The organism is Ensifer sp. 22460 (genome assembly GCF_052044935.1).
Lineage (GTDB): Bacteria > Pseudomonadota > Alphaproteobacteria > Rhizobiales > Rhizobiaceae > Ensifer.
Window position 1 is genome coordinate 1 of the sequence record NZ_JBQENZ010000028.1, and the last position, 14510, is coordinate 14510.

The 14510-nt window shown below is 61.8% G+C and carries 14 protein-coding genes; 2 read left to right on the forward strand and 12 right to left on the reverse strand.

Features of this window, described 5'->3' with window-relative positions; all coding sequences use genetic code 11:
* Window positions 1-3: 3 nt before the first annotated feature.
* From tdh to ACTJKM_RS28105, 7 genes are all read right to left on the reverse strand, one after another.
* Entirely contained in the window at window positions 4-1038 is a 1035-nt protein-coding gene (tdh, locus tag ACTJKM_RS28075; RefSeq protein WP_440660734.1) for an L-threonine 3-dehydrogenase, read from the reverse strand.
* Between the two features lie 11 nt (window positions 1039-1049).
* Window positions 1050-2237 carry a glycine C-acetyltransferase gene (locus ACTJKM_RS28080; RefSeq protein ID WP_440661421.1) on the reverse strand — a complete coding sequence of 396 codons (1188 nt, stop codon included), beginning with the start codon at window positions 2235-2237 and terminating at the stop codon, window positions 1050-1052.
* Window positions 2238-3347 carry an NAD/NADP octopine/nopaline dehydrogenase family protein gene (locus ACTJKM_RS28085; protein ID WP_440661422.1) on the reverse strand — a complete coding sequence of 370 codons (1110 nt, stop codon included), beginning with the start codon at window positions 3345-3347 and terminating at the stop codon, window positions 2238-2240. It lies immediately after the preceding gene.
* Between the two features lie 68 nt (window positions 3348-3415).
* A complete protein-coding gene (locus tag ACTJKM_RS28090) occupies window positions 3416-4501 on the reverse strand; it encodes an ABC transporter ATP-binding protein (RefSeq protein ID WP_112994837.1) in 1086 nt (361 codons plus the stop codon).
* Entirely contained in the window at window positions 4501-5295 is a 795-nt protein-coding gene (locus tag ACTJKM_RS28095; protein ID WP_058327161.1) for an ABC transporter permease, read from the reverse strand. Before ACTJKM_RS28095 ends, ACTJKM_RS28090 begins: the two co-directional genes overlap by 1 nt.
* Window positions 5295-6281, reverse strand: coding sequence for an ABC transporter permease (locus ACTJKM_RS28100; RefSeq protein ID WP_440661423.1), 987 nt, complete (start codon window positions 6279-6281; stop codon window positions 5295-5297). The genes ACTJKM_RS28095 and ACTJKM_RS28100 overlap by 1 nt, the downstream gene beginning before the upstream one ends.
* 105 nt (window positions 6282-6386) lie before the next feature.
* Complete coding sequence (locus ACTJKM_RS28105; RefSeq protein ID WP_093235071.1) at window positions 6387-7493, reverse strand: extracellular solute-binding protein; 1107 nt, start codon at window positions 7491-7493, stop codon at window positions 6387-6389.
* Window positions 7494-7797: 304 nt separating this feature from the next.
* Between ACTJKM_RS28105 and ACTJKM_RS28110 the strand changes: the two genes are divergently transcribed.
* A complete protein-coding gene (locus tag ACTJKM_RS28110) occupies window positions 7798-8727 on the forward strand; it encodes a LysR substrate-binding domain-containing protein (RefSeq protein WP_440661424.1) in 930 nt (309 codons plus the stop codon).
* Window positions 8728-8783: 56 nt separating this feature from the next.
* Here ACTJKM_RS28110 and ACTJKM_RS28115 read toward each other — a convergent pair whose 3' ends face one another.
* Together ACTJKM_RS28115 and ACTJKM_RS28120 are read right to left on the reverse strand one after the other, a co-directional pair.
* Entirely contained in the window at window positions 8784-9707 is a 924-nt protein-coding gene (locus tag ACTJKM_RS28115) for a DMT family transporter (RefSeq protein WP_058327165.1), read from the reverse strand.
* A 51-nt stretch (window positions 9708-9758) separates the two neighbouring features.
* Window positions 9759-10403: a glutathione S-transferase family protein gene (locus ACTJKM_RS28120; RefSeq protein WP_058327166.1), complete on the reverse strand. Its 645-nt coding sequence runs from the start codon at window positions 10401-10403 to the stop codon at window positions 9759-9761.
* 236 nt (window positions 10404-10639) lie between these two features.
* Between ACTJKM_RS28120 and ACTJKM_RS28125 the strand changes: the two genes are divergently transcribed.
* Window positions 10640-11569 carry a LysR family transcriptional regulator gene (locus tag ACTJKM_RS28125; RefSeq protein WP_058327167.1) on the forward strand — a complete coding sequence of 310 codons (930 nt, stop codon included), beginning with the start codon at window positions 10640-10642 and terminating at the stop codon, window positions 11567-11569.
* Between the two features lie 17 nt (window positions 11570-11586).
* On the opposite strand, the gene ACTJKM_RS28130 is transcribed toward ACTJKM_RS28125, so the two are convergent.
* From ACTJKM_RS28130 to ACTJKM_RS28140, 3 genes are read right to left on the reverse strand one after another with little or no spacing between them, the layout of a single operon-like run.
* Window positions 11587-12396 carry an inositol monophosphatase family protein gene (locus ACTJKM_RS28130; RefSeq protein WP_440661426.1) on the reverse strand — a complete coding sequence of 270 codons (810 nt, stop codon included), beginning with the start codon at window positions 12394-12396 and terminating at the stop codon, window positions 11587-11589.
* Window positions 12393-13568, reverse strand: coding sequence for a sugar phosphate isomerase/epimerase family protein (locus ACTJKM_RS28135; RefSeq protein WP_440661437.1), 1176 nt, complete (start codon window positions 13566-13568; stop codon window positions 12393-12395). Before ACTJKM_RS28135 ends, ACTJKM_RS28130 begins: the two co-directional genes overlap by 4 nt.
* The gene (locus ACTJKM_RS28140) at window positions 13450-14508 is read right to left on the reverse strand and encodes an ABC transporter ATP-binding protein (RefSeq protein WP_058327170.1); all 1059 of its coding nucleotides are present in this window, start codon (window positions 14506-14508) and stop codon (window positions 13450-13452) included. The genes ACTJKM_RS28135 and ACTJKM_RS28140 overlap by 119 nt, the downstream gene beginning before the upstream one ends.
* Between the last annotated feature and the right edge of the window lie 2 nt (window positions 14509-14510).

Genomic DNA, 14510 nt, shown 5'->3' on the forward strand with positions numbered 1-14510 from the left:
GCCTTACCAGTCCATCACCACCTTGCCGGAATTGCCGGAGCGCATGGCCTCGAAGCCGTCGCGGAATTCGTCGATCCTGATGCGGTGGGTGATGACGGGAGAAAGGTCGAGGCCGCCCTGCACGAAGGCGATCATCTTGTACCAGGTCTCGAACATCTCGCGACCGTAGATGCCCTTGAGGTTGAGCATCTTGAAGATCACCTTGTTCCAGTCGATCTCGAATCCGGCCGGCGCGATGCCGAGGATGGCGATCTTGCCGCCATTGTTCATCTTGTCGATCATGTCGCGGAAGGCCGGCGCCGCCCCCGACATTTCGAGACCGACATCAAAGCCCTCGGTCATGCCGATCGCCTTCATCACGTCGGCGAGGTTTTGCTTCGAGGCGTCGACGACGTAATCGATGCCGACGCTCTTGGCGAGCGCCAGCCGCGTCGGGTTGATGTCGGTGATCACCACCTTGCGCGCACCCGAGCGCTTGGCAACCAGTGCCCCCATGATGCCGATCGGCCCGGCGCCGGTGACGAGCACGTCCTCGCCGACGAGATCGAAGGAAAGGGCGGTGTGCACGGCATTGCCGAACGGGTCGAAGATCGCCGCGACCTCGTCGGGCACGTCGTGCGGGATCGGCACGACGTTATATTCCGGCAGGCAGACGAACTCGCCGAAGGAACCCGGGCGGTTGACGCCGACGCCGAGCGTGTTGCGGCACAGATGGCCGCGGCCGGCGCGGCAGTTGCGGCATTTGCCGCAGACGATATGGCCCTCGCCCGACACCCGCTCGCCGACATGGTACTTGGTGACGGCCGAGCCGACCTCGGCGATCTCGCCCATGAACTCGTGGCCGACGACCATCGGCACCGGGATGGTCTTCTGCGCCCACTGGTCCCAGTTCCAGATATGCACGTCGGTGCCGCAGATCGCCGATTTCTTCACCTTGATCAGCACGTCGTTCGGGCCGATCTCCGGCACCGGCACCCGCTCCATCCAGAGGCCTTCTTCCGGCTTCGATTTCACCAGCGCCTTCATCATGTTCGTCATCAGTCTCTCCCTCAGATCACGCCAAGCTCGCGGCCGACCGCTTCGAAGGCGGCGATCGCCCGGCGTACGTCGTTCTCGCTGTGGGCCGCCGACATCTGCGTGCGGATGCGCGCCTGTCCCTTCGGCACCACCGGGAACGAGAAGCCGATGACATAGACGCCCTTTTGCAGCATGCGCGCCGCCATCTCCTGGGCGAGCGCCGCATCGCCGAGCATGACCGGGATGATCGGGTGCCCTTCGCCGGCAAGCGTGAAGCCGAGCTTCGACATCTCGGTGCGGAACAGGGTGGCATTGGCATAGAGCCGCTGCCGCAGTGCATCGCCGTTCTCGATCAGGTCGAAGACCGTGAGCGAGGCGGCGGCAATGACCGGCGCCAGCGTGTTGGAAAACAGATAGGGCCGCGAGCGCTGGCGCAGCCACTCGACGACCTCGGCCTTGGCCGAGGTGTAACCGCCGGAGGCGCCGCCGAGCGCCTTGCCGAGCGTGCCGGTGATGATGTCGATGCGGCCCTCGACGCCGCAATGTTCGGCCGAGCCGCGGCCATTTTTGCCGACGAAGCCGACCGCATGGCTGTCGTCGACCATGACCATGGCGCCGTATTTGTCGGCGAGGTCGCAGACGCCTTGCAGGTTGGCGATGATGCCGTCCATCGAGAACACGCCGTCGGTGGCGATCAGCTTGAAGCGACTGCCCTCCGCCTTCTTCAGCTCCTCCTCCAGTGCTGCCATGTCGTTGTTGGCGTAGCGGAAGCGCTTGGCCTTGGAGAGCCGCACGCCGTCGATGATCGAGGCGTGGTTGAGCGCGTCGGAGATGATCGCGTCCTCTTCGCCAAGCAGCGTTTCGAACAGGCCGCCATTGGCATCGAAGCAGGAGGAATAGAGGATGGTGTCTTCCAGGCCGAGGAACGACGAGATGCGGGCCTCGAGTTGCTTATGCTCCTCCTGCGTGCCGCAGATGAAGCGCACCGAGGCCATGCCGTAGCCGTAACGGTCGAGCGCCTGTTTGCCGGCCTCGGCGAGTTCCGCGTTGTCGGCAAGGCCGAGATAGTTGTTGGCGCAGAAGTTGAGCACGCGGTCGCCCGAGGCGACCTCGATCGCGCCCGCCTGCTTCGAGGTGATGACACGCTCCGACTTGTACAAACCGGCCGTCTTCAGGCCCTCGAGTTCAGAACTAAGATGGGTGAGGAAGCGATCGCTCATTCAGACGCGTCCCTCGGCTCGATCGACAGCGACGACAGGCGGGAAGCCGGTGCGGCACAGCGCATCGAGACCTTCGAGATCCAGTCGCTCAAGCCCCAGTTCCGGAAGGATGTCGTTCTCGCCTTCGAAGTCCCGACCGTACATCGCCGAGAAAATGCGGATACCCGACTCATGCAGGACCGCCGGGCATCCGGCCAGGCGCGCGAGTTGAGCCGTGACGACCAAGCCAAAGGGGACATCTTCCGTCACGTAACGGCTGTCCGCCGTGGCGGGACCGGTGCCGCAGTGGCCGGCCTGGTGCATCTCCTGGTTCATTTGCGAGATGGTGCTGACGGGAACATGGAACGACAGGTGGAAATGTTGGAAAATGTCGCGCACTTTCAGGTCCAACTTCTCGGCTATGGCCAGGCGCTCGCGATCGAGCGTCTCCAGAAGACGGCCTATATTGGGGGTGACGTTCTGGGCCTGAACCCAGCTCTCGCCGCGTTCCATGCGCGACATGTTGCCAAGCGCGATCCCCAGGTGGTTTTGCGGATTCAGGTTCGACAGGGCGATTGCCAGCAGGCTGCCGCGATCGACAAAATGTTCGCCGAAGAGCGCCGTGCAGACTGCGTATCCCCGGGCACTCTCCGACGTCGGAACGGTCGCCAGGTCGACCTGCTTGCGGATGGTGTTCACCTGGACCAACGCCGGGCCGAGCTTCCTGCCGCTGACGATCGTCGTCCCCCAGGCAACGATCGGCACGGTTATGCTGCGCTGAGCCAGAAGCGAGGAAAGATAGAGCGCTCCAAACGAGGTGTGCGAACTGAAAATCACCACCTGTCCAGCCGTGAGATGGGGCGCGATTGCGTCCAGGACGAACCTGTGACCGTAGGCCGGCAACGCGATGACGACCGCATCCGCGCCGCTGACCAGATCTGCTGCGCTCTGAGCGACCGCCGGATCGAACACGCCTTCGACGGCACCCTCGGCCGTCAGGCTTTCTCCCGCGGTGAGCGCCAAGGTCCCTGTGCCGGATGGCGACCAGAGCGTTGCCTTGTGTCCCAGTTTTTCAAGAAGTGCGGCGGTGCCAAAGGCAATAGAGCCCGCACCCGCGATGCCTACTCGCATATCGTTTTCCATTTTAACTGATATCGGGTAACGGGCGCCGCCAGGCGCCCGTCGTTAAGACGCTGCGGCTATGACGCCGCGTTTCGGGAGGGGATCATTGTGGTCGCTTCGGACGGCCAGCCCACCCAGATGTCGTCGCGGCTGAGGCCTTCCACTTCACTCGGATGGACGAGCGCGTTGAGCATATGCCCGTCACCGATCTCAACCTTGAGCGATGTGTGGTTGCCCTTGAAGACGCGCTGGCGGATCCGCCCCTGCACCCGGTTCGGCACGCTTGGTTCGCGGGCCGAACATTGGATCGCTTCCGGGCGCAACACGACATAGATCGCATCGCCCGGCTTCGGAGAAAGCGCGCCGGCGGAGGTCTTGATCGTCACACCGTTCCAGCGCACCGCAGCCTCGCCGGCCTCGGTGCCGACGACATCGGAACGCAACAGATTGGTTTCGCCGAGGAAGGTCGCCACGAAAGCGGAGCCCGGCCGATTGTACAGGGTCGCCGGATCGCCCATCTGCTCGATCCGGCCATTGTTCATGACCACGATCGTATCCGACATGGTCAGTGCCTCTTCCTGATCGTGGGTGACGAACATGAACGTCTTGCCGGTCTGCTCCTGGATCGCCTTGAGCTCGACCTGCATGGTCTGGCGAAGCTTCGCGTCGAGTGCAGAAAGCGGCTCGTCGAGCAGGAGAACGTCAGGATCGGGCGCCAGCGCTCGCATCAAAGCGACACGCTGGCGCTGACCGCCCGACAGCTCGGACGGAAGGCGGCTTGCGAGTTCCTGCAACTGTACGAGTTCCAGAAGCTCCGATACCCGCTTCTGGATCTGCCGGTTGTCGCGCCCCTTCAACTCCAGGCCGAAGGCGATGTTCTTCGCGACGGTCATGTGCGGAAACAGCGCATAATCCTGAAACACGATGTTCACGTTGCGCCGGTTCGGCGGAACCTGGGTCACGTCGCGGCCGGAGAGCAGGATGCGGCCGCTCGTGGGTGTTTCGAACCCGCCGAGCATGCGCAGCGTCGTCGACTTGCCGCAGCCGGAAGGGCCGAGCAGCGTGACGAACTTGCCGCGCTCGATATTGAGATTGAGATTATCGACCGCGACAAAGCTGCCGAAGCTCTTCCTGACATTTTCGAACTGAACAACCGGTTCCATCAGCGGATCCTCGAACGACGTGTGAGATATTCTGCGTAAAGCCCGACCACGGCCGTCACGACCAGGACGAGCGTGGCCATGACGTTGATCTCCGGCGACATGCCGGACTGTACGCGGGCGAAGATGAGCATCGGCAGCGTCGGGCGATAGCCGCCGAGGAAGAAGGTGCGGACGAAGTCATCGCTCGACAGCAGCAGGCAGAAGATCATGCCGCCGAATATCGCCGGTCCCAGGTAAGGAAGGGTGACGCGGAAAAAGGTGACGATGCTGTCCGCACCGAGATCGCGCGCGGCATCGACCAGATTGCCCGGCATGGAACGCAGTCGCGTCAGCACCATAACCACCACAAAAGGAACGGCATGAACGACGTGGCCGAGAATGATGGCCGCCGTGCCAGTCGGAAGATCTATGGTCGTGATGAAAATGCGCAGCGAGATCGCCGAAATCATGCCCGGCACCACGGCTGGCAGACAGGCCACGGCGAAGGCCACGTATTGAGCGGCACCGCGCAGCGATCCGATCAACATCGCGATCCAGACCCCGATCACCGTTGCGATGGCTGTCGTCGCCGCGGCGATCATGATGGTGTAAAGGCAGGCGTCCAGGAACTGCTTGTCCTGAATGACCTTGGCGTACCAGTCGATCGTCAGGTTTCCGAGCGGAAACGAGATGAAGCTCGCATCCTTGAAGCTGACAGCGACCATCAGCGACAGCGGCAGAAACAGATAGAGGACAAACAGCCAGTAGAAGGACTTGAGAGCCAGTCCCGGCCAATCGAGAAACATGGCGCGCATCAGAATGTCCTTTGTTTCGAGCCGCCGACGACCCGCATGAACAGACCCACGGTCACGAGGGATGCAGCCAGCATGATCATTGCGAAGGCCGCACCCGCCGGCCAGCGGCTGCTAGCACCGTGGAAGAAGCTGCTGATCGTTTCGGAGAACATGCTCGTGGTCGGCCCGCCAAGCAGGATGGGGGCAGCGAAGACGCCCATGCAGGTGAGGAAGACCAGCGAACAACCCGAGACGATGCCATCACGCGAAAGCGGCAGCACGATGCGGCGAAAGCGCGTGAACGGCCCTGCCCCGAGGTCGGCTGACGCATCAAGCAGGGATTTCGGGATCTTCTCGATCGCCGAATAGAGCGGCAACAACATGTACAGGCAGACCATGTAGACCAGGCCGAAGCTGATCGAAAAGGAAGTGTAGAGCATCTGGATGGGACGGTCGGTGAGCCCGATCTCCCGCAGAAGCACGTTGACTGCACCACGATTGGCCAGAAGCATGATGACCGAGAAGATGCGGATGATTTCGCCGGCCCAGAACGGTGCCAAGAGCAAGAGTAGCGCTCGCGACCTGCCCCCGGGCGAGACCACTTTTGCCACATAATAGGCCACCGGATAGACCACGATCAGGGTTACGGCAGTTGCAATCGAGGCGTAGACGAAGCTACGCAGCAGCGGCATCCAGTAGAGTTTCTCGCTGAAGAACAGCGCGTAGTTGTCGAGCGTGAAATTGGCTTCCAAACCAGGCTGCGGCGGGTAGCTGGACAGAAAACTGATGCGCAGCATCTCGTAGATGGGGCCGATATGCATCATCAGCATCCAGACAACCGGCACGCCGGCCAACAGCAGGATGCGTCCGTATCGCCAGTCGGTAACGGCGCCCAACGTATATCGATAGGCCGGCGAGTGGATCACCCGGGCAATGCCTGTCGAGTACTTCATTTGAGCGGCATAGGCGGGGATACCCCCATCCGCTGTACTTGTTCCCACGGCCATTGAATTGTCCCAAACCTTGACCCGTTGGGCGGCGACCGGACGTGCGTCGTCGTACTGACCCCGTCGCTAAAACGGGGTCAGGGCCAGTCGCCGCTCTGTGGTTGCTTAAGCCGCCTTCAGTTCGGCGACGGCGCGATCAATGATTTCGTTTTTCAGCGAACGGTTTGTCGAGCTGAAGAAGGTGACGCGCTCAAGTTCGTCCTGCGGCAACGTCGAAGCCAGCCGCTCCTTGTCGTTGAGCAGCTTGTCGACGCCCGAGATCGTCGAGCTGAAGCCGGACGTGCGCGTCATCGCCGCTCCGACCTCAGGATTGGCCAGGATAGCATCGAACAGTTTGTAGGCGTTCTCGGCGTTAGGCGCATTGTTGACGATGTTCAGCGTGTAGCAGAACCCGTAGGTGCCTTCTTTCGGAACGGACAGTTTCACTGGCACGCCGTCCATGATCAACTTGGCGGCCGGGCCAGACCAGGCTTGCGCCAGGTGGATATCCTCGTTGATGAACATCTGCTGCACTTCGCTGGCTGCGTCGTAGTATTTGCGAACCATATGCTTGTGCTTGATCAGGAAGTCACGCGCCTCGTTTGCGGCCTTGCGGGCCTCTTCGGCCTTGTCGGTATAGGTGACGAAGTCGCCATCGTGGCCGAGATATTTCATGGTGATCGACATGAAGTCGCCCGCCAGGTACGCGGTCAGACCCTCGTATTTCTCGTCGAACATGATGCCCCAGCTGTCGGCCTCCGGCACGTAGTCCGTATTGCGGACCAGGCCTTCGTAGCCGGCCAGGATCGGCAACCCCCACAGGTTGCCCTCGTAACGCGCCCAGGACGCGTCCTGATAGGCCGGGTTGAGGTTCGACCAATTGCGCAGCCTGGCTGTGTCCAGTGCCTGTACCAGCTTCGAGCCGATGAACTGGCCATAGCGATGGCCCGCAACGGTGACGATGTCGGTGGTCGGATTTGCCCCTTCTGCCGTGAGCAGATTGTACTGCTTGCCCTGGTCGTCCGTCAGACGGATGCGCACCTCAATGCCGCTTTCCTTCTGGAACTGCTCGATGAAGTCCTGCGGCAGGAACTTGTCGTATGTGGTGATGTTGAGAACCGAGCTCTGCGCGCTGGCCGGCCGGATGATGTACGGTGCTGCGAGCAGCGTCGCGCTGCCAGCTCCCAGCAGCTTGAGTGCGTTCCTGCGATTGATCTTCTGCCCGATAATCATTTGTTCCTCCTCGCGCCTCCCAGCGTGACTTGATGAGCGTCGGTCCGTGCGTGGCGCAATGCCGGGCCGATCGCCAATCGCGCAACCGGATAGATCCGACTGCAGCCTGCACATAGATAGGCGCAGCAATTTTGACCCGTCTAATTGTTTTTGAGTCTGCCTCTATTCCAAAAGGTTATAGGATCGCAATTCGCGTCGCGGCGCCGGTCGCCAGTGTTTTCCAGCATAGCGAGCGGTCACATTGTCAACATCCGGTGACGGCGCTAGGGTGATTGCAGGCCGCCCCCTTTTGAGAAGTTATGGAATGAAGCGCGCACCGAACCTGCGACAAATCGAGGCCCTCAAGGCCGTGATCGAATGTGGAACCGTCAGCCGTGCAGCCGAGATATTGCATATCTCGCAACCTGCGGTGAGCAAGCTATTAGCGCATTTGGAAGAGGATACGGAACTTGCGCTGTTCGATCGCGTCAAGGGCCGGCTCATCCCTTCGGAACACGGGATGCGGCTCTACAAGGAGATTGATCGTGTCTTTGCCGGTATCAAGCAGATCGAGCGCGCCGTCGACCTGATCCGGCGCGAGGAGCTTGGGCAAATTTCCGTTGGCGTGATGCCGGCCCTGTCCGGTCCCTTCATCAGCCACACCAACAAGCGCTTTCTTGCCAGGTATGGCGATGCCTATATTTCCGTGGTGATCCGCAGTTCGCAATTCATCGTTGAATGGCTGCTCTCCAAACAGGTCGACATCGGCCTGATCAATCGCAATACGGACAACCCCTATATCGAGTGTGTTCCCCTACGCGGCGGCGACCTTGTCTGCATAGCGCCGGCGGGCCATCGCTTCGCGGCGAAACAAGAGGTCGAGCCGGCCGACATCGACGGCGAGCCCTATATCGGCTTTGCCGCCGACAACCGCATCCGGCAGAAGATCGAAAGCACACTTGATGGCTACGGCACCCGCCTGAATTACATCATGGACGCGACCCTTGCGCCGGCGGTGTGTGAAATGGTCGCCAACGGGCTCGGGATTGCCATTGTCGACCCGGTGTTCGCCTACGGCCAGCGCGATCACCTCACGATCAGGCCCTTCCGCCCCAACATTGTATCTGACCTCAGCCTCTGCTGGCTTCGCGATACAAAGAATCGCCATCTCGTTGATGCCTATGTTGAGGCGACGCGCGCCACCGTACAGGAAATTCAGCTCGGAATGGGTGTGACCAGCCAAGCGACTGAGTGACATGGAAGTTCTCGGGCAGTCGGCGGATCGCCGACTGCGATAAGGTGCGTCTTGCTTCAGACGAGTTTGATGAGAGCGACACCCGCAAGCAGCAGCACCACACCGGCAAGACGCAAGCCCGACACCGACCTTTGCGGGAGGCGGAACCAGCCGTAGCGATCGACGAATACGCTTGCGACCTGCTGACCTGCGACAGTGAAACCAACGGCTGCGGCAGCGCCGATCACCGGGATCGCAGTAAACACCGTGGTGACATAAGTCGCTCCGGCGAAACCGCCGAGCCAACCCCACCAGGGCATGGTCTGCACGCCGCCGATGTTGGGGCGAGGTGTCTTCTGCCTGGCGAGCGCCACCAGCATCACCGCTGCCATGGCGAGCGTGGCGACGAAGAACGAGATCGCGCCCACCGCAAACGGCGCACCGCCAAGCTCCTGGCGCAGCAGTGCATTGACGGCCCCCTGGACCGGGAGGACCGCGCCGGCCACGAGTGCCAAGGCGATCCATCCAAGTTTGTCGGCTTTAAGGTTCTCCTTTGCGCCTTGGCCGAACACGACCATGCCGACACCGATGAGCACGACAAGCGTGCCAGCCGCGGCTCCGGCCCGAAGCCCGGTTTGCGCCACACCAAGCAGGCCAAAGCTATCGAGTGCGAGAGAAGCGAGCATCTGCCCGGCGATAAAGAGGCCGACCGATACCACTGCGCCGAGGCGGGGAAATAGAACGATCGTCGAGACGACGTAGACGGCCGAGGCAGTGCCTCCGATGAGATGCCACCACTCAGCCCGCGGAACCGCGCCAAGCACGGCGAGGGTCCCGGTGAACAGGGCGACGAGAAACAGCAAACCGGTGCCAATCGCGAGCTGGAGCGTGGTCGCCGCGAATGGTGATCCGACCGCTTTCGAAAGCTGCGCATTGGCGCCGGCCTGAACCGCGAGCAGACCGCCCGCAACCAGAGCCATTGGGACGAACAGGGTCTCCATGACGGGACCTCCTTGATGAGAATGACGTTGAGCGTGGATAGGGAGAAAGGATCAGGCGCTGATGCTCTCGCGGACCGGCAGCCGCGGGACGACAAGTCCGCGCAGCACAGCCGGGCGGGCACCGACCGCCATGTACCACCGGGCGAGTTGGGGCGTTGCGTCGAGCGTGAGGCCGAGCTTGGTAAGACCGGCATGGATCCATGGCCAGGTCATCACATCGGCAATGCCGTATGCCTCACCCGCGATGTGGGAGTAGCGCGCCAGTTGCCCTTCGAGCACCCGGTAGACACGGTTTGCTTCCGCCTCGAAGCGGCCGATGACATAGGGGATCTTCTCCGGTGCAAAGACCTTGTAGTTCCAAAGCTGACCCAATGTCGGGCCGACATGGGCTGCCTGGAACAAAGTCCAGCTTTGCGCCTGGATGCGCTCGGCATCGGAGCCGGGCAAGAGCACACCGGATCGCGCGGCGAGATAGGGCAGAATCGCGCCCGACTCGAAGACGGTGCGATCCTGATCCGGATCGACGATAACCGGTATCTTGTTGTTGGGATTGAGGGCCAGGAACTCCGGTGTCCTCTGCTCGCCGGCCTCGATGTCGATGACGTGAACATCATAGGGCAGTCCGGTCTCCTCCAGCATGATCGAGACCTTGTGACCATTCGGCGTCTGGTAGGTGTAAAGTTGGATGGGGGTCATCCTGCGTGTCTCCATCGACCGGCCCGCCCGATCGTGGTTATTTAGTTAGACCGTGCTTTCTCGCAGTGCGATCTGTGTCTTTGCCGCTTAACACTGCATATTTGCACATCCACCACAACGCGCCGACCAAACACCAAGACGCCTGATCGAGATCGGCTTTCCCGACCGAGAATGACGGGGACAGCACTGCAACTTCGCTCGCCCGGTCCGCTTCCCTGTTGTAAGTTTGCGCAATCATGCACAGCCACCACCAAATCGACTGGGAAGATCTCCGCTTTGTCCTGGCGGTCGCGGAGGCGAATTCTCTTGCCGCTGCCGCCCGCGCGCTCGGCGTCAATCACACCACCGTGCTCCGCCGCGTCGGATCGTTCGAACAGAAATTGGGTGTTCGGCTGTTTGATCGCCTCCCGTCCGGCTACACGCTGACTGCCGGGGGCGAGGAACTGCTCGCGGTGGCGCGGCAGATGGCCGAAACGGTCACTGAACTCGAACGGCGCCTGACGGGACAAGATCTGCGTCTGGAAGGCAGCCTGCGGATCACCACCACCGATACCCTCATGGCTTCGATTTTGCCGTCGATACTGGCTGCCTTCCAGCAGCGCCACCCCGGCGTCCTACTTGAGGTGAGCACGTCGAATGCCCTGGCAAATCTCTCCCACCGCGACGCGGACGTCGCCATTCGCCCAGCCGTCGATTCCCCCGACGCTCTCGTTGGCCGCCGGATCGCGAGTGTTGCCTTCGCCGTTTATGCGGCACCTTCCTACCTGCACGAACGCGGCTTGGCATCAGTCGACGAGATCGACTTCGCGAGGGAACGCTGGGTTGGGCTCGGCGATGCGCTTGCTTCCACAAGCGTCGCACGATGGATGCGCGCGACGCTGCCGGTGCCAGCGGTGCTGCGCTGTGACTCGCTGGTTACCGCGCGCGAAGCGGCAGCAGCCGGCATCGGGCTTACCGCTCTCCCTTGCTATCTCGGCGATACGACGTCCGGCCTGATGCGCATCGGCCCGCCGGTTGCTGAAATGACGAGGGAACTCTGGCTTCTCACCCACGAGGATCTGCGCCGCACGGCCCGTGTCAGCGCCTTTACCGAGTTTGCAAGTCAGGCGCTCACGAAACATCGCCCGCTATTCGAAGGGCATCATCCCTCCGACCCCTCTCGTTAGAAAATGCGACTGGCCCACTAGTCCACTGCCGGGTACTTCCCGCGCTTTAACCGACCGAGCGCTTCGGCATGGAGCGTCTCGTTTGCTGCCATGAGGACTGTCTCGTACCTGTGTGTGTCAGCCAGTGGGTGGCCCTCCCAGTCCGTAACGATACCGCCCGCCCCTTCGATGATGGGTATCTGCGGAAGGATGTCGTAATCGAACACGTTGCTCTCGACCAGGAGGTCAACGCTACCAAGCGCGAGCAGGCCGGCAGCGTAGCAATCATGCGACATGCGCGTGAAACGCGCGCCGGCGGCCAGGCGCGAGAAGCGCTCTCTGGCATCGAGATCGAACTGCTCAAGGGCCGACGTATAGACGATCGCCTCCTTGAGGCGGGCCGTATCGCTCGTTTGGACCGGTACACCGTTGAAGAGGGTCGGGCATCCGCGCTGGCCAACCCAGCGTTCGTTTGTTACCGGCTGATCGATGATGCCAAGGAGCGGCGTGCCCTGATGCAGGAGAGCGATTTGGGTACCGAAAGCCAGCGAGCCGGAAGCAAAAGACTTCGTGCCGTCAATCGGATCGAGCACCCAAGCCCATTCCGCATCCGCGTTGGAAACGCCAAACTCCTCGCCACGAACGCCGTGGTCAGGAAAGCGCATCTCGATCATCTGTCGCATCGACATTTCGGCAAGGCGATCGGCTTCAGTAACGGGACTGCTGTCCGCTTTGGCTGAGATCTCCAGCCGTTGGCGGAAATAGGGGCGTATAACGGTGGCGGCGGCATCGGCCAGTTCGTGGGCGAATGCCAGAAACGCCGGCGGGCAGACGTGTTCGGCCGTCATTCTTGGACCTTCTCAGCTTGGGTTATGATTTTCTGCAACAGGCTTCGGACGGTTTCGACCTGCCTGTGGGCGGCCGCTATCTCCTGGCGCAGCCGCGTCTCCTGATTGCCCGTTCCGATCGTCGTGAAGCTTGGCGAGCGGGCGGGAATGAACGGGTCCCCGGCCTCGGAAGCAAAGCGGAGTGCAGGCGCGAAGTAGCCCTCCTCCTCTTCCAGCCCGAAGGCCAGGACCTGGGGCCTGTCGCCGCCAAGCAGCAAGAGTTCCACCAACATCGAGAGCATCGGCAAATCGCCGTTTCCAGACAGGCAGGCGAGATGCGCCCAACCCCCGCGGTCCGCCCGCACGAGGCAGTCCTTGACATGTACCTCGGTGATGTATGGCGCCTGCGCTGCCAGGGCCGACATCGGCGCTTCGAACGCATTGATCATGTTGCCGAAATCGAACAGGAGGCTGAGGCGCGGGTTAGCGACCGCCTCGATGATTTGGATCAACTCTGCTGATTTTAGATCCTCATGCTGTTCAAGCGTGAACCGGAGCCTGCCTTCAGGATCGAGTACCTCAAGCCGCCTGAGATCTGCGATCGTCCACGCAACGATCTCAGAAACCCGCCCTTCGTAACGCGGGTAGCAGCGAAGCGAGGTGGCTCCGGTCAAGAGCGCGATGCGCACCGCATCCGAGAGCCCGGCAAGTTCCGTCGTGCTGGTCTCGACATGCAGCTCCAGATTGAACCCGCTCACCGCCGCGCCAAAGGCGCTCAACGCCTCGTCCGGCATTCTGGCGAGACTTGCCTGCTCGCCGTCCTCGACATGAATCTTGAGGCCCGCGAGACGCTGCTCTCTCGCGAATTCAACTAGATCCAAGGGTTTCATGCCGCCAAAGCGGAAGTTCAGGTGAAAGGCATAGGCATGGGCAAACAGCGGCGCGCGTCGTGCCCGCGCAGCGAGCCGCGCGCGACTTTCGGCCGACAGCCCCTCTATCCTCTGCCTCCAGTTCGGACGATGCGTCATTTCCCATGGCATATCGGTCACCATCCCGGTTAATTCACGAGCTTCGTCAGGCGGCAAGAACGAGCAGGTCACGATCAGAAATACTGACCTCGACCGGGGTGCCGACCGAAGGCGGCGGCGTGTCGGGTTGGTTGAAGGTGTCGAGCGAGACGAACTGACCGGCAACCGCGACACGGATGCGGATCACAGACCCCAGGAAATGCACCTCCGCAATATGGCCGGAGAGAACGACGCTGCCCTCGTCTTTTCGCCCCAGCACCACTGTTTCCGGCCGGAGCGCCAGGCTCAACCGGTCACCAGCCCGGCCGGGCAGTTCCCGGTTCAGCGCCACCGGGATATCCCCCAGCCCTACCCGCCCCGCGGCTGCGTCGAGGAGGCGGGCGTCGAGAAGATTGAGTGTCCCAACGAACTGCGCCACGAAACGCGTCGCCGGCCGATTGTAGATTTCAAATGGCGTGCCGACCTGATCGGCTATGCCTTGATGCATGACCACTACGCGGTCCGACATCGACAGCGCCTCTTCCTGATCGTGCGTCACGAAGATTGTGGTGATGCCGAGCTCACGCTGGATACGGCGGATCTCCTCCCGCAGGCTCGTGCGTATCTTCGCGTCAAGGGCCGATAGAGGTTCATCAAGCAGCAGAACCTGCGGCCGGATTGCGAGCGCACGCGCCAAGGCCACCCGCTGCTGCTGGCCGCCGGAAAGCTGGAACGGGTAGCGCTCGCCGAGTTTCGGCAGGCCGACCAGCTCCAACATTTCACCAACACGCGCGCTGATCGCTGCCTTTCCCTCGCCCTTTATTCGCAGGCCGAACCCGATGTTCTGCTCAACCGTAAGATTGGGAAAAAGTGCATAGGCCTGGAACACCATCCCAATGTTGCGACGGTTGGCAGCCAAGCCGCTTACATCGCGCCCGTCGATGCAAATCGCGCCGGACGTCGGCGTCTCGAAGCCGGCGACCATACGCAGGACCGTGGTCTTGCCGCAGCCGGAGGGCCCGAGGAAGGAGATGAATTCGCCCTTCTCGATATTGAGATTGAAATCCTTGACGACGCGCTGCGCACCAAAGGACTTTTCCAGATGAAGGATGTCGAGAAAGGCCATGG